The organism is Mycobacterium asiaticum, from assembly GCF_001668675.1.
Taxonomy (GTDB): Bacteria; Actinomycetota; Actinomycetes; order Mycobacteriales; family Mycobacteriaceae; genus Mycobacterium; species Mycobacterium asiaticum_D.
Genome location: NZ_LZKQ01000308.1, coordinates 1 through 16,311, shown reverse-complemented (window position 1 = coordinate 16,311; position 16,311 = coordinate 1). Strand labels below are relative to the sequence as shown.

The 16,311-nt window shown below is 64.4% G+C and carries 7 protein-coding genes; 3 read left to right on the top strand and 4 right to left on the bottom strand.

Annotated elements, in window-relative coordinates; genetic code table 11:
- Nucleotides 1-19: 19 nt before the first annotated feature.
- Both A9X01_RS25635 and A9X01_RS25630 read right to left on the bottom strand, forming a co-directional pair.
- A complete protein-coding gene (locus A9X01_RS25635; RefSeq protein WP_065123399.1) occupies nt 20-11,164 on the bottom strand; it encodes a PPE family protein in 11,145 nt (3,714 codons plus the stop codon).
- 221 nt (nt 11,165-11,385) lie between these two features.
- Nucleotides 11,386-12,813, bottom strand: a complete 1,428-nt coding sequence (locus A9X01_RS25630) for an FAD-dependent oxidoreductase (protein ID WP_436405306.1) — start codon at nt 12,811-12,813, stop codon at nt 11,386-11,388.
- Between the two features lie 254 nt (nt 12,814-13,067).
- On the opposite strand from A9X01_RS25630, the gene A9X01_RS25625 reads away from it, so the two are divergent.
- Complete coding sequence (locus A9X01_RS25625; protein WP_065123397.1) at nt 13,068-13,478, top strand: DUF732 domain-containing protein; 411 nt, start codon at nt 13,068-13,070, stop codon at nt 13,476-13,478.
- On the opposite strand, the gene A9X01_RS25620 is transcribed toward A9X01_RS25625, so the two are convergent.
- On the bottom strand, nt 13,475-13,768 hold the full coding sequence (locus A9X01_RS25620) for a DUF3017 domain-containing protein (protein ID WP_036353028.1): 294 nt from the start codon (nt 13,766-13,768) through the stop codon (nt 13,475-13,477). The genes A9X01_RS25625 and A9X01_RS25620 overlap by 4 nt on opposite strands.
- Entirely contained in the window at nt 13,765-14,610 is an 846-nt protein-coding gene (locus tag A9X01_RS25615) for a bifunctional methylenetetrahydrofolate dehydrogenase/methenyltetrahydrofolate cyclohydrolase (RefSeq protein ID WP_065123396.1), read from the bottom strand. The genes A9X01_RS25620 and A9X01_RS25615 overlap by 4 nt, the downstream gene beginning before the upstream one ends.
- Nucleotides 14,611-14,681: 71 nt before the next feature.
- Here A9X01_RS25615 and A9X01_RS25610 point away from each other — a divergent pair, with 71 nt between their 5' ends.
- Both A9X01_RS25610 and A9X01_RS25605 read left to right on the top strand, forming a co-directional pair.
- Nucleotides 14,682-15,878 carry an NADH:flavin oxidoreductase gene (locus A9X01_RS25610; protein ID WP_065123395.1) on the top strand — a complete coding sequence of 399 codons (1,197 nt, stop codon included), beginning with the start codon at nt 14,682-14,684 and terminating at the stop codon, nt 15,876-15,878.
- 30 nt (nt 15,879-15,908) lie between these two features.
- Nucleotides 15,909-16,311, top strand: a 403-nt coding sequence (locus tag A9X01_RS25605; RefSeq protein WP_155772291.1) for an FHA domain-containing protein, incomplete at its 3' end; no start/stop codon positions are given.

The following is a 16,311-nucleotide window of genomic DNA, read 5'->3' as shown; positions in this document are numbered from 1 at the left end:
TCATTGGGCACGCCCACGTTTACGGGCCCGCGTTGGTGAAGAAGAACCCCGACAGCTTCTCGCCGAAGTTGTGGAAGCCCGAGATCACCGCTGATGCAAACAGGTCCAAGGAGCTGAAATTGTAGAGCCCGGCAATGTCGGTGCCGCGGTTCAGCATCCCTGACAGCTGGGTGCCGAAGTTGGCGACGCCGGACAGCGAACCGGCCGCCGCGGTCGACACCGAGTTCAGGAAGCCGGACACGGAGCTGCCGAAGTTCATGAACCCGGAGACGGCGCCACCGCCGCTGTTGAAGAAGCCCGACGACGGCAGCAGGCTGGTGTTGAACAGGCCCGGGGTGCCGCCGAATCCGGCGAGCGGAATGTCGATGGGGCCCAGCGTGCTGGTCGCGTGCAAATCGAACAGGATCCGGTCGATGACGGCCGTCGGGAGGTCGAACGACGGTGTGCCGCTCTCGAGGCCGAAGCCCAGCGGCAGCGACGGAATCCCGCCGGCCGGGGTGTTGAAACCGGGGATGGTCAGTGACAGCGGCAGCCCGATCTTGATCGGACCGGTGGGCATCGTGAATCCCGGGATGGTCAGCGAGCCACCCAGGGTGTGGATCGGCTCGAGGTGGAAGCCAGGGGTGTCGACTCTCACACCGGCCGGCGAGCCCTCGATCGTGATCGGTCCCGGAATGACAAAACCGTAACTGGCGGCGACCACGAAACTTGAACTTCCGCCGGAGATCGAGAAACTGGGCGCGGTGCTGTAGTTGATGGTGATGTCCGGTCCGGTGATGGTGATGGGCGCGACGCTGATGGGGCTGATGTTGATGGCCGGGTTGATCGAAGCGTGTATCGACGGAATCGGGATGGACGGAATGTTGACCGGGCCGATCCCGCCGACCGCGCTGAGGTACCACGGAATGGTCGGGATGTGGATGGGCGGGATCACGGTGATGGGTCCCAGGCCGCCGACGATGTCGGCGCCGACCACCGGGATCACCGGGAAGGTGTATTCGAGCGAGAATCCGGGCAGGCCTTGGAAGTTGCCGCGCCAGAACAGCCCGTCGACGTAGTTGCCCGAGACCAGAGCGCCGGTGTTGACGCTGCCGGTGTTGAGCAGGCCGGTGTTGGAGTTTCCGGTGTTGAACCAGCCGGTGTTGATGTTGCCTGGGTTGAAGTCGCCGCTGTTGGTGTTGCCCGCGTTGAAGCTGCCGGTGTTGTGGTGTCCGGCGTTGCCCAGGCCGGTGTTGAAGTTGCCTGCGTTGAAGATCCCGGTGCTGCCAATTCCGGCGTTGCCGATGCCGGTGTTGTAGTTGCCGGTGTTGAAGAACCCGACGTTGCCGTTGCCGGTGTTGAAGAACCCGATGTTGCCGGAGCCCGAGTTGAACAGTCCGAGGTTGCCGCTACCGGAGTTCAGCCCGCCGATGCCGGTGAGGTTGTCGCCCTGCAGCCCGATGCCGATGTTGTTGTTGCCGGTGTTGGCGAAGCCGATGTTGCCGAGGCCGAAGTTTCCGAAACCGAAGTTGCCGCTGCCGGCATTGGCGAAGCCGAAGTTGTTGTTACCCAACAGGCCGGCGGCCAGACCGGAGTTGCCGAAGCCGAAGTTGCCGTTGCCGACATTGGCCAGCCCGAAGTTGCCATTGCCGACGTTGCCCAGTCCGAAGTTCTGGCCGCCGATGTTGGCCCCGCCCACGTTCAGGTCACCGACGTTGCCGAAGCCCACGTTGAAGTTGCCGACGTCGGCCAACCCGAGGTTGGCGATCAACGACCGGTTCATGTCCGATCCGGCCGTCATCATGCCCGACAGATGATGGCCGACGTCGCCGAAGCCGGAAAGCAGCGCCTGCTGCCCGAAGGGCAGCGTGCTGGTGTTGTACAGGCCCGACAGCCCCGTGCCCACATTCAGCAAACCGGAGTGCAGTGAGCCCACGTTCATGAATCCAGAACCGTTGCCCATCAATGCGTCGTGAGCCTGATTCAAGATGCCGGACATGCCCGCACCGAAGTTGCCCCAACCGGAGCCGCCGCCCGCGCCGCTGTTGAAGAAGCCGGAAGATGGTGTGGCCGTGGTGTTTCCGAAGCCCGGAGTGGGCGGGATGTGCAGTAGCGTGGTGTTGCTGCCGATGAGGTACACCGAGCCGTCGGCGTTGCCCAGAATCTGCGGGAACGTGATCGCCGGGATGCTGACCGCGCGGGTGCCGGCATCGAGGTTGAGGTTCAACAGGTTTGCCGCCGAGAAGTTCAATCCGCCGGGGAAGATAGTGATCGGGTCGATGACGCCGGGGGCCTGAACGCTGGCCAGCATTTGGCCGATGTTGATTTCGGGGGTATGGAATCCCGAGGTAATCAGCCTGAAGAAGGTATTGGACTCTCCGGCAATGCCTGCGAAGGTGACCAGGTTGCCCGTCGCGAAGTGGGGCCCCGGCCAGGTCGCGCCGATCGTGTAGTAGGTGGGACCTGTGTCGAGCGGGTGGCCTTGGCTCGGCCACGTCCAGATGATGAACGGGCTGATCGCCGATGTCGACCCGGTCGTCTGGTCGACGTGCTGGACAATCTCGAGATAGTTGATTGCCGGGATGGCAACCGACGGCAGCCTGATCGGGCCGAAGGAGATGGTCCCGTTGAAGTCGGGGTGCAGAGCGGGGATGTCGATCTGCGGGATGGTGAAAGCGCCCATCGCGACGTTGCCGGTGAGGTGCAGGTGTGTCACCGGCACCGGGATGGGCGGGATGACGACCGGCCCGAAGGAGGCGTTGGCGTGGATGTCCAGGAGGGTGACCGGCGGCATCGGCAAGGTGGTGGCGTAGCTGAACAAGCCCTGGTACTCGCCTCGCCAGAAGAAGCCGTTGCTGGCGTTGCCCGTCATGAAGGCACCGGTGCCGAGGTTGCCGGAGTTCAGCACGCCGGTGTTGGAGTTGCCGGTGTTGAACCAACCGGTGTTGATGTTGCCCGGGTTGAAGTCGCCGGTATTGGTGTTGCCCGCGTTGAAGCTGCCGGTGTTGTAATGCCCAGCGTTGGCCACACCGCTGTTGAAGTTGCCGGTATTAAAGAATCCGGTCGAAGCCATTCCGGTGTTGCCGATGCCGGTGTTGTAGCTACCCGAGTTGAACAACCCGACGTTGCCGGTGCCGCTGTTGAAGAACCCGATGTTGCCGGTTCCGGAGTTGAACAGCCCGATATTGCCGGCACCGGAGTTGAACCCGCCGATGCCGGTCAGGTTGTCGCCCGAAAGCCCGATGCCGATGTTGTTGTTGCCGCTGTTCGCGAACCCGATGTTGTCGCTGCCGGAGTTGGCGAACCCAAAGTTGTTGTTGCCCAATAGCCCTGCGGCCAGGCCGGTGTTGGCGAACCCGAAATTGCCGTTGCCGAAGTTGCCCAACCCGAAGTTGCCGTCACCGAAGTTGCCCAGCCCGAAGTTGCCACTGCCGACGTTGGCGAACCCGAGGTTCTGCAAACCGATATTCGCGGCGCCCAGGTTGAATCCACCGATGTTGCCGAAACCGGCGTTGAGGTTGCCCACGTCGGCCAGGCCGACGTTGGCCATCAGCGTCTGGTTCAGCGCGGTTCCGGCGGCGGACAGACCGGAAAGGTGGTTGCCGAAGTTGCCGATGCCGGAAAGGAGCGCGGGCGTGCCGAAGTCCAACGGGTTGGCGGTGTTGAAGAATCCGGAGACCCCCGAACCCACATCGAGCAGGCCCGAACTCAGCGTGCCGACATTGAGGGTGCCGGACAGGGTTCCGGTTAGCGCGGTGTGCGCCTGGTTCAGGAAGCCTGATACGCCAGAACCGAAGTTGCCGAAACCCGACACCCCGCCGGCACCGGAGTTGAAGAAACCCGACGACGGTGTGGCAGTGGAGTTTCCGAAGCCCGGCATCGCCGGGATGTCGATGAGGGTGACGCTGCTGTGCGGCATGGTGATGTTCAGCGCAGCCTTCAGTGGCAGCGGGTCGATGGTCAGACCACCTGGGAAGATCGTGATGGCATCCAGCACACCGGCCGCGTCGATGTTGATCGGGATCGCGTTCTGCGGGATGTTCAGGCCGCCAGGGAACAAGGTGAACGCCGGAATCCCGCCTGCCAGATCGATCTTCAACGGGATGGGGTCGCTCGCGATGGTCGGGATGGTGATGGTCGGCATGGTGATCTTGGTGTAGCCGGTCGATCCGCTGCTCGGCCCGCCGAACAAGGTGATACCGGTGACCGGCTTTCGGGCCCAGTCGTGTTCCATCAGGCCATTCGGTTGTCCGATCGTCCACACGTCACCGAGGGCTTTGACGGTGATGACGGGCAAGGTGAAGGGCGGCGGGGCCGGCGCCGCCTGGTTGATCATCGGGAAGATGTATTCGCCACCGAGGGTGATGCTCTTGAAGAAGACGATCGGCGGGATCTCGATGGTCTGGTGGATGTCCGGGCCCAGCGCCGGAACATCGATCTGCGGGATGGTGAACGGGCCGACGTTGACGACCTGGTGAATGTCGAACAACGACATGCTCGGGATGTCGATTTGCGGGATGGTGACGGGACCGAAGTTGAAGGTCTCGTTGAAGTCCAGGATGGTGCTCGGCTGGATTTCGATGCTGTATTTGAAGCTGAACACGCCGTGGTATTCGCCGGTCCACAACACGCCGTTGTTGAAGTTGCCGGAGTTGAAGGCGCCGGTGTTGACATTGCCCGTGTTGAACATGCCGGTGTTGGTGTTGCCGACGTTGAACCAGCCGGTGTTGGTGTTGCCGGTGTTGAAATCGCCGGTGTTGGTGTTGCCCGCGTTCCCGGTGCCGCTGTTGTAGTGCCCGGCGTTGGCCAGGCCGGTGTTGAAGTTGCCGGCGTTGAACAGACCGGTGGAGGCTGTCCCCGAGTTCCCGACGCCGGTGTTGTACTCGCCGGAGTTGAACAGCCCCCAGTTGCCGGTGCCGGTGTTGAAGAAGCCGATGTTTCCGGTGCCGGAGTTGAACAGCCCGATGTTGCCGCTGCCGGAGTTCAGACCGCCGATGCCGGTGAGGTTGTCTCCCTGCAGCCCGATGCCGACGTTGTTGTTGCCGCTGTTGGCGAAGCCGATGTTGCCGACGCCGAAGTTGGCGAATCCGAAGTTGCCGCTGCCGGCATTGCCGAACCCGAAGTTGTTGTAGCCCAACAGTCCTGCCGCCAGACCGCTGTTGCCGAACCCGAAGTTTCCGTCACCGATGTTGCCGAATCCGAAGTTCCCGTTGCCCAGGTTGCCGAAGCCCAGGTTGCCGCCACCCAGATTGCCGCCACCGAAGTTCATGCCGCCGGCGTTGCCGGCACCGAGGTTGAACTCGCCGAAGTTGCCGAAGCCGATGTTGATGCCACCCGCGTTGCCCAGGCTCAGCAGGTTTACCGGATCCAGCGCCTCTAGTTCGTGGAAGAAACCGTCGATCAGTTGCGAGATCGGGGACGGGCTCGAGGGGGCGGTGAGTATCGCGACCAGGCCCTGGTAGGAGATGCCCGAGACGTGGTTGCCGAGGTTGCTTAGTCCCGAGATGTTCGCCGTCGTGTCGAAGTCCAGCGAGCTCACGTTCAGCAGGCCGGAAATGCCGGTGCCGGCGTTGGACATACCCGATACCAGCGAACCCACGTTGCCTACACCGGAGAGCACGCCCAGGGTCGCACTCGACGCGTTGTTCATCAAACCCGAAACCATCGCGCCGGTGTTGAAGAAGCCAGAGCCTCCCCCGGCACCGGAGTTGAAGAACCCCGACGACGGCAGGGTAGTCGAGTTCCCGAAGCCCGGAGTCGGCTTTAGGTCGATGATCGACAGTGTGTAAGGCCCTGCGGTGGTGGCGATGTCGTAGTTCAGCGGAATCCCGGCGATCGTCATCCCGGGAATGGTCACGGCGGGGATGTCCGCGGAGAAATTGATCGGCAGGGTCTGCGCCATCGACATGCCCTTGATCACAGATGCGGGGATGTCGATCGGCGGGATCTCGATCGGGAGCGCCTGGCTGATCGAAATCGCATCCATTTCGATGGCCGGATTGGCGAATTCCAGCGGCAGGTTCAGCTGGCCCAGGGTAATGAAATTGAGGACGACGGGAGCCTCGAGCTCGATGCCGATAGATGACGGAAGGCCGAACCAATCTTGCAAAAACTGCGGGACGGCCCAGTTCACCTTGAACGGGTTCAGCGTGATGTTCGAGGCGGTGACCGGACCCCCGAAAAACTGTCCTTTGACGCTGATCGGGGACAGTAGTGTGGTCGCCGGTGCCTGGAAGTTGATGTTGCCGGTTCCGTCGAAGCTGATGTGAATGGCCGGGATCGGGATGTCGGGCACGGTGAAGGCGTAGCTGCCGCTGCCGTCGATACCGAAGTGCAGTGGCGGCAGAACGTGGATGTCCGGGATGACGATGGGTCCGAGGCCGCCGGTGGTGGTGACGTGGATCGGGAACTCGGGAATGGTGATCCCGTAGTAGAGGCTGGCCAGTCCTTCGTAGTTGCCCCGCCAGAACATGCCGTTGTTGTAGTTGCCCGTGATGAAGGCACCGGTGTTGACGTCACCCGAGTTCAACACGCCCGTATTGGCGTGCCCGGTGTTGAACCACCCGGTGTTGTAGTTGCCGGGGTTGAAGTCACCGCTGTTGCCGGTGCCGGTGTTGAAGCTGCCGGTGTTGTAGTGGCCGGAATTGCCCAGCCCGGTGTTGTAGTTGCCGACGTTGAACAGGCCGGTGCTGGCGGTCCCGGCATTTCCGATGCCGGTGTTGTAGCTCCCGGAGTTGAACAACCCGAAATTGCCGGTGCCGGTGTTGAAGAAGCCAACGTTGTTGGTGCCCGAGTTGAACAGCCCGATGTTGCCGCTGCCGGAGTTCAGCCCGCCGATGCCGGTGAGGTTGTCGCCCGCCAGCCCGATGCCGATGTTGTTGTTGCCGCTGTTGGCGAACCCGACGTTGCCCACGCCGAAGTTGGCGAAGCCGTAGTTGCCGGTGCCGGCATTGCCGAACCCGACGTTGCTGTAGCCCGACAGTCCTGCTGCCAGACCGCTGTTGCCGAACCCGAAGTTTCCGTTGCCGACGTTGCCGAAACCGAAGTTGCCGCTGCCGATGTTGCCCCCGCCGAAGTTCTGCCCGCCGATGTTGGCAGCACCCAGGTTGAGGTCCCCCACGTTGCCGAAGCCGAAGTTGCCGCTGCCGAGGTCGGCCCAGCCCAGGTTGAGGATGCTGCTGCCCTGGTTGAGAACCGTTCCGGCGGTGAACAATCCGGACAACTGGTGGCCGACGCCGCCGAACCCGGAGAGGAAAGCGGAGGTTCCGAGCGGCAGTGCGCTGGTATTGAACAAACCGGACACGCCCGAACCGGCGTTCAACAGCCCCGATCCCGACGTGCCGAAGTTGGCGAATCCAGAACCCGCCCCGACCAGTGTGTCGTGCGCCTGGTTCAGCATGCCCGACATTCCGGCACCGAAGTTGCCGAAACCGGAGCCACCGCCACCGCCGGAGTTGAAGAAGCCCGACGACGGGGTGGTGGTCGAGTTCCCGAAGCCCGGGAGCGGCTTGATGTCGATGAACGGCAAGTGGATGTCACCAACCATGCCCTTGGCGTCGAGGGTCATCGGCACGGTGGTGATCGTCAACCCGTTGGGCAGCAAGGTAAATGCGTCGAGACCACCGGAGAAGTTGGTGATGCCGCCGGATGCCTTCGGGACGGTGAGCCCGTTGGGGAAGAAGGTGAACGCGTCGTTGCCACCGGTGATGGCGATGTTCGCAATGGTTTGGGCGGGGATCGAGAAGCCATTGGGCAGCACGCGCACGATGTTGGTGCTCAGGCTCACCGCCAGTGGGATGTCGCTGCCGATGGTCGGACCGCTGATCGTGACTCCGCTCAGGGAGAGGTCGGAGATGAAGAAGCCGTTCGGGTTGCCCAACTTGTCGATCTTGACCAGCGGATTGTTGAAGCTGAAGGATCCGATGCTGGCTGAGATGCTGTCGAAGCGCGAATTGAGCGCGACGATCGGCGAGATGAAGGCCTGCGCCAGGTCCACCGAACCCAGAGCTTGCAGCGGGATCGCGGGAACGGTGATCGGCGCGAAGTCGATCGGTCCCAGACCGACGGCCGCGTTGCTGATGTTGAAGTGCAGCGCGGGGATGGGCACCGGCGCGACGTGCACGGGTCCGACGCCACCGATGGCGTGCACGGTGATGGGCGCGCGAGAAATCGTGAGGTCCGCGTAGGCACTCATCAGGCCCTCGTACGTGCCGCGCCAGAACATGCCGTTGCTGCCGTGACCGCTGATGAGAGCGCCGGTGTTGAGGCTGCCGGAGTTCAATAGTCCGGTATTGGACTGCCCGGTGTTGAACCATCCGCTGTTGAAGCTGCCGGGGTTGAAGTCGCCGCTGTTGGTGTTGCCCGCGTTGAAGCTGCCGGTGTTGAAGCTGCCGGGGTTCGCGACGCCGGTGTTCAGCACGCCGGCATTGAACAGGCCGGTGCTCGCCGATCCGGAGTTGCCGAGTCCGGTGTTGAAGCTGCCCGAGTTGAACAGGCCGAAGTTGCCGGTTCCGGTGTTGAAGAAGCCGACGTTGCCGGTGCCGGAATTGAACAACCCGATATTTCCGCTGCCGGAGTTCAGGCCGCCTATGCCGGTGAGGTTGTCGCCCGTCAGCCCGATGCCGATGTTGTTATTTCCGGTGTTGGCGAACCCGATGTTGTTCAATCCCAAGTTCGCGAAGCCGTAGTTGCCGCTGCCGGCGTTGCCGAAACCGAAGTTGCCGTTACCTGATTGGCCCAGCGTCAGGCCGGCGTTGCCGAATCCGACATTGCCGCCACCGAAATTACCCAGCCCGAAGTTGCCGTCCCCGACATTGCCGAAACCGAAGTTGGACCCGCCGATGTTGGCCGCCCCCAGATTGAAGTCGCCGACATTGCCGAACCCGACGTTGAAGTTGCCGACGTCGGCCCAGCCGAGGTTGGCGATGACTTCGCGGCTCAGCGCAGTACCGGCCGCGGTGACCCCGGACAGCTTCTCGCCGATGCTCGCGATACCGGACAGCGATGCCGACGTTCCGAACGGCAGCGAACTGGTGTTGTACAAACCGGACACCCCGGAGCCGAGGTTCAGCATGCCCGAATGCAGGGTCCCGGCATTGAAGGCACCCGAGCCGGATCCGGTCAGCAGGTTCGGCGCCTGGTTCATCCAGCCGGATACGCCAGCGCCCATGTTGCCGAACCCCGAAGTGCCGCCGGCCCCGGAGTTGAAGAAGCCGGACGACGGAGCGACGGTGGTGTTCCCGTAGCCGGGTGTCGCCGGAAGATTGAACGGACCCCGAATTTGGGTGGGTCCGATTTCGATGTGCGCCCCGAGGTTGATCGGGATGCGGTCGATGGTGATGGCGGGGGTGCTGAAGCCGTCGATTTGCCCGTCGATGTCAATCGTCAGCGGGATCGGTTGTCCGGGAATACTGAAGCCGGGGATGGTGAAGCCGGGAGTTCCCAGGCCCAAGTTAGCCAGCAGTGACAGCGGAGCATTCGGCACGCTGATGCCATTCGGGAAAATCGTGAATGACGGAGTATTCCAGTTGACTTTGACATTCAATATGGGGAGTCGGGTGTCGATATGTATCGGGCCGGTGACCGAACCGGCCGTATCGATGGTCTGGGGTATCGTGACGATCCCGAACAGATCGAATGGCCCGGCGGGGAAACTCGCCTGGAATGCCTGTGTGGCTATGAGTTCGAGCGGCGTCATGGTCAGCGGCCCGATGTTGATCGGGATAGCTGTGCCACCACCGATTGGCGGAATCACAATGTCTGGAATGGCCAGCGGGGGGATGAAAAATGTGTGGTGGATGTTCAGCGGAATGGTGGGAATGATCTGGATGGGTCGCAGGCTGATAGGCCCGATGCCGCCAAAGATGCCCAAGTCGAGCGGGATGACGGACACACGCGTACCGCTGGCGAAGCCGATCAGTCCCTCGTTGTCACCCACCCACAGGACGCCATTGCTCTGGTTGCCCGCAATGAAGGCACCGGTGTTGACGTTGCCCGAGTTGGCGAAGCCGGTGTTGATGTTGCCGGTATTGAGCCACCCGGTATTGGTATGGCCGGGGTTCAGATCACCGGAGTTAAAGCTCCCCACGTTCAGGGTGCCGGTGTTGTAGTTGCCCACATTGGCCAGACCGGTGTTGAAATTTCCGGCATTGAACAGTCCGGTGCTGGCAAGACCCGAGTTACCGAAACCGCTGTTGTAATCACCTGCATTGAACAGGCCGAAGTTGCCCGTGCCGGAATTAAAGAATCCGACATTATTGGTACCTGAATTGAACAACCCGATATTGCCAGTGCCCGTGTTCAAGCCACCAATACCGGTCTGATTGTCGCCAGTCAGCCCAATACCGATGTTGTTATTTCCCGTGTTTGCGAAACCGATGTTGTTGGCGCCCGTGTTCGCGAAGCCGATATTGCCGCCGAGGAAGGCGCCAAGAGCCGCGTTACCGAACCCGATGTTGCCGTTCCCGACATTGCCGAATCCGATGTTGCCGATGCCGCTGTTGCCGAACCCCAGATTCTGTGCGCCGAGGTTGCCCGCGCCCACGTTCCATTGACCGACGTTGCCCAGGCCGAGGTGGTAGTTGCCGACGTTGGCCATCCCGGCGTTGAACTGCAGCGCCCTCTCCCCGGCGGCGGCACCGATAGCGGCTGCCGTGCCCGCCAGCCCGGTCGGGTTGTGCACGAAGGGGGTCAACGCCGCAGCAATCACCGACGCACCGGCGTGATACTCGAAGATCGCCGCGACGTCCTGGGCCCACATCTGTTCGTACGCGGCCTCGGTGGCCGCGATCGCCGGCGCATTGAGACCGAAGATGTTGGACAGCGCCAACCGAACCAGCTCACTCCGGTTGGCCGCCACCGCCAGGGGGTGCGCGACGGCGGCTACCGCCGTTTCGAACGCGCTCGCGACGGCATTGGCCTGCGCAGCGGTCGTTTCGGCTTGGGCCGCGGCGGCACTCAGCCAGCCCACGTACGGGCCGGCCACCTCGGCCATCGCGGCTGCGGCCGGACCCTGCCATGCCCCCTCCGTCAGGCCGGACGTGACCGAACCGAACGAAGCGGCGGCCGACCACAGTTCGGCGCCGAGCCGTTGCCATGCCTGGGCCGCCTTCAACAACGGCCCGGTCCCAGCGCCCGCGTACATCAGAGCGGAGTTGATCTCCGGCGGCAGCACCGGAAATTCCATGACCAAATCCCTTCAGGATGTGCACACCGCATTGCTTGCGGATTTCACAGTCCTTGCGGAGACCCCCGACCCAGCAGTCCTGTCATTACATTTCACCAGGATCCTGCGCGGGAAATGGCGCATTTCGCCAACAATTTAGGTAGCTCATGCATTCTGCACAGAGCCTTGTGCAGAATGCACATCGGCGTTCCGACGGAGCAATTGTTCCGTTCGGACGACCCTCAGAAGGTCAGACCGGAGTACATCAACCCGTCCGGGTCATAGCGTTGCCGGACGGCGGTCAACTGCGCGAGGTTCGGCCCGAAATACCGCGACGCTTGCGTGTTGGGCTCCAGGTAGTTGACGTAGCCACCCGCCGAGAACTGTTGCACCGTCTGGTGTGCGGTGGCCACCCAGGTGCTCGCGGTGGAGGTCTGACCACTCCCGGTTTCGACGTACCACTGCGCGACGGCGGAGTGCCGCCGCCATGGAAAGGCCGATGCCGCCGGATCCACGTCGCCGACGGCGCCGCTGAGGGTGTCGACGATCACCGACGCCTGTCCCCCGGCGGGCGGGTACTTGCCGATCGCGGACACGATGGCTTGCGCCGCAGCGGAAGTCATCGTGCCGATCACGTCGGAGCCGGCCACGAACCCACGCGGCGAGCTGGCCGCGCTGCCCCCGGCCAGGTAGTTGACCAGATCCAGGTGGCTCAGCGTCTTGTGTTCGGTCGCGGTGGGTTGTGCCCCGACGGCAGCCTTGATCGCATCGGCCACCGCCGCGCCGCTACCGGCCGGGCAAGTGGCCAGCACGTGGCAGTCCCCTTGCGTCCCGTTGACGGAGAGGTCGACCAGCCCCCAGGTGTTGCGGTCGGCTTGGGCCAGCCACGCTTGCCAGCCGGTGAGCACCTGAGGTGCCGCCGACGGAGCGAACACGACGCGCACCACATCGGAGTCGGAGGTGGCGAAGGTGGTGAACGTCATCGAGGTGACCACCCCGAAATTGCCACCGCCACCACCGCGCAGGCCCCAGAACAGGTCGGGGTGCTCGTCGGCGGATGCGGTGACCGTCTGGCCGTTCGGCAACACCACCGTGGCCGAGCGCAACGCGTCGCACGCCAGGCCCGCATGGCGGGAATCGGCTCCCATCCCACCGCCCAGCGTCAGGCCCGCCACGCCGACCGTGGGGCAGCTGCCGGTGGGAATAGCCCGCCCGGCGCCGGCGAGGGCCTGCTGCACCGCGGACAAGGTGGTCCCGGCCGGGACCGTGACGGTGCCAGCGGCGCTGTCGACGTTCACCCCGCCGGTCAACCCCCGCAGGTCGAGCACCATGCCGCCATTGGCGGCCGACGCGCCGATGTAAGAGTGCCCACCGCCACGCGGGGCGATCTTGAGCTTGTTGGCCGCGGCGAAGGCCACGGCCTTCTCCACGTCGGCCTGCGTAGTGACCACGACGATGGCCGCGGGGCTCGAGGCTTTGTAATTCGAGTTGAATATCTGTTTGCCGGTGCTGAACGCGGGGTCGGTGGGCAGCAGCACTTTTCCGCCGATGGAAGAAGCCAAACTGCTCCAGGCACCGGTCGGTTCCGCCCTGACCAGTGCCGCTGGAAACAGCGCGGAGGTCGCCACCGCACCGACCGCACCGCGCAGAAAAGCCTGGCGAGAGATCATGAACCGCATTGTTAATCGCCGCGGCGGCCAAAAGGTCTGTCCGCCAACGTGTCGCGAACAGCGTGACAAGATCGTGTTGTTAACCGCAGGCCCGATAATCGATGCCGCGTTTGCTGGCCAGCGACAAACGCCTCGAAAGCCAAAGCTTTATGTCATCGTGTCCCGAACGAGACCACCGTCGACAAAGGTTCATAGCGTTCATTGGAGTGCCACTGGGAGTCCTGGGTGCTCTCGACACAAATGAGGGAGCAGACATGAAGCCATGGCGTTACCAGCCACTGACCATTCGCCTACTGGCGGGAACCGCGGGCCTGCTGACCGCGGCCGCGGCGTTCGCCGGCCCCGCCGACGCGAGTCCCGTGGACGACGCGTTCATCACCGCGCTGAGCAATGCCGGCGTGAACTACGGCGACCCGATCAACGCAGAAGCACTCGGCCAGTCCGTGTGTCCGATGCTGGTCCAGCCGGGCGGGAACTTCGCCGCGGCGGCCAGCCGCATCCGGGGCAGCAACGGCATGTCGCCCGAGATGGCGAGCATGTTCACCACGATCGCGATCCAGATGTACTGCCCGTCGGTGATGGCCGACGTCGCCAGCGGCAACATTCCGGGCGGTCTGCAGCAGCTGCCCGGCCTGTCGGGCATTCCGGGGCTGCCGGGGTTCTAACCGGTACCCAGCGGGTCGATCGTCCAGGCGACGTAGACCATCGCGGCGCCGACCGACGCCGTCGTGAGGAAGTCGGTGCCCCTGCTGCGCACCACCAGCAGGCCGGCGCGCTCGTCGGGCAGGGCCAGCCGCAGTACGGCGGCGACCCCGACACCGATGCCGATCAGCAGGGCGCCGCGGCGCCAGAAGTTCGCACCGGCCAGCACGAACGCCACCAGAAAAATGAGCCCGACGAGCAGGATCGGCCACTGGGCGCGCAACACGCGCCCCAGAATGGCCCGAACCGTCATTGCTGTTCGGCCAGCTCGACGACGTTGGTGAGCAGGAAGGCGCGGGTCAGAGGCCCGACCCCGCCGGGGTTGGGCGACACGTGGCCGGCGACTTCCCACACGTCGGGGTGCACGTCCCCGGTGAGCTTGCCGTCCACCCGGCTGACTCCGACGTCGACGACGGCGGCGCCGGGCCGCACCATGTCGGCGGTCAGCAGGTGTGGCGCGCCGACGGCCGCCACGATGATGTCGGCCTGCCTGGTCAGGGCGGGCAGATCGCGAGTTTTGGTGTGGCACAACGTGACCGTGGCGTTCTCGGAGCGGCGGGTGAGCAGCAGCCCGAGCGGGCGGCCCACCGTCACACCGCGGCCGATGACCACCACGTGCGCGCCGGCGAGCTCGATGTCGTAGCGCCGCAGCAGATGCACGATGCCGCGCGGGGTGCACGGCAGCGATGCCGGCGTGTTGAGCACCAGCCGGCCCAGGTTGGTGGGGTGCAACCCGTCCGCGTCCTTGTCGGGGTCGACGCGCTCCAAGGCCGCGTTCTCGTCGAGGTGCTTGGGCAGCGGCAACTGAACGATGTAACCGGTGCAGTCGGGGTTGGCGTTCAGCTCGTCGATGGTCGCGTTGAGCGTTTCCGTGGAGATGTCGGCCGGCAGGTCGCGACGGATCGACGTGATGCCGACCTTCGCACAGTCGGCGTGCTTGCCGCGCACGTAGGCCTGCGACCCGGGATCCTCGCCGACCAGGATGGTGCCCAGGCCGGGCGTGCGGCCCGACTCGGTCAGTGCGGCGACCCGTTGTTTGAGGTCGACGAAGATCTCGTCGCGGGTGGCCTTGCCGTCCAGCGTGATTGCGCCCACGCCTGACAGTCTGGCATGGCCGCCGCGCCAGCCACCGCCGCCGACCTACAACGCCCAGCTAAGCTCCCGGTATGTCTGCAGCCCCAGACGTGTTCAGCCCGGCCAAGCTCGGTCCGCTGACGCTGCGCAACCGAATCATCAAGGCCGCGACGTTCGAAGCGCGCACTCCCAACGCGCTGGTGACCGATGACCTCATCGAGTACCACCGCCTGCCCGCGGCCGGCGGTGTCGGGATGACCACCGTCGCCTACTGCGGGGTCTCCCCCGGCGGGCGCACGGAAGGCAACGGGCTGTGGATGCGTCCGGAGGCGGTCCCGGGGCTGCGTCGGCTCACCGACGCGGTCCACGCCGAAGGGGCGGCGGTCAGCGCCCAGATCGGCCACGCCGGGCCGGTGGCCAACGCCAAGTCCAACAAGGCCACCGCCCTGGCCCCGGTGCGCTTCTTCAACCCGATCGGGATGCGCTTCGCCCGCAAAGCCAACCGCGACGACATCGACGACGTGCTGGCCGATCACGCCAAGGCCGCCCGGTTCGCCGTGGAGGCCGGCTTCGACGCCGTCGAAATCCATCTGGGCCACAACTATCTGGCGAGTTCGTTCCTCAGCCCGTTGATCAACCGTCGCACCGACGAGTTCGGCGGGTCGCTGGCCAACCGCGCGAAGGTGGCCCGCGGACTGGTGCTGGCCGTGCGCCGCGCCGTGGACCAGGGACCGCGCCAGATCGCGGTGACGGCAAAACTCAACATGTCCGACGGCATCCGCGGCGGCATCAGCACTGACGAGGCCCTGACCACCGCGAAGTGGCTGGAGGAAGACGGCGGACTCGATGCGATCGAGCTGACCGCCGGCAGCTCGCTGGTCAACCCGATGTATCTGTTCCGCGGCGACGCGCCGATCAAGCAGTTCGCCGCCGCATTCAAACCGCCGATCCGCTGGGGTATGCGCATGACCGGCAAGAAGTTCCTGCGCGAGTATCCCTACCACGAGGCCTACCTGCTGCGGGAAGCCAAGCTGTTCCGCGCCGAGCTGAAGCTGCCGCTGATTCTGCTCGGCGGCATCACCAACCGGGAGACGATGGACCTCGCCATGGCCGAGGGGTTCCAGTTCGTCGCGATGGCCCGTGCGCTGCTGGCCGAGCCCGACTTGATCAACCGGATCGCGGCCGACGGCGCGCACACCCGGTCGGCGTGTACGCACTGCAATCAGTGCATGCCGACCATCTATCGCCGCACCCACTGCGTGGTGACCGGCGCGCCTGACAAGCCGTAACCCCGGCTCGACCGGCTAAAGTTGTCAGCGATGCCCCCTCCCGCCCCGCCTACGCTGACCGTTCGCCACGACGGGTCGGAACGTACCTTCGCGGCGGGCCACGACGTTGTAGTTGGCCGTGATTTACGGGCCGACATGCGCATTACCCATCCGTTGATCTCGCGCGCCCATCTGTTGCTGCGCTTCGAGCAGGGCCGCTGGCTGGCTATCGACAACAACTCCCTGAACGGCACCTATGCCAACGGCCGGCGGGTCCCGGTGGTCGACATCACCGACGGCCAGACCGTCAACATCGGGAACCCGGACGGGCCGCTGCTGATCTTCGAAGTGGGACGACACCGGGGACCGGCCGGTCGGCCGCCGCAAACCGAGTCGCTGCCGATCATCCAACCGGCCGCCGCGCCCGGGCCCGGCGGACCCCCGCCCCCACCAC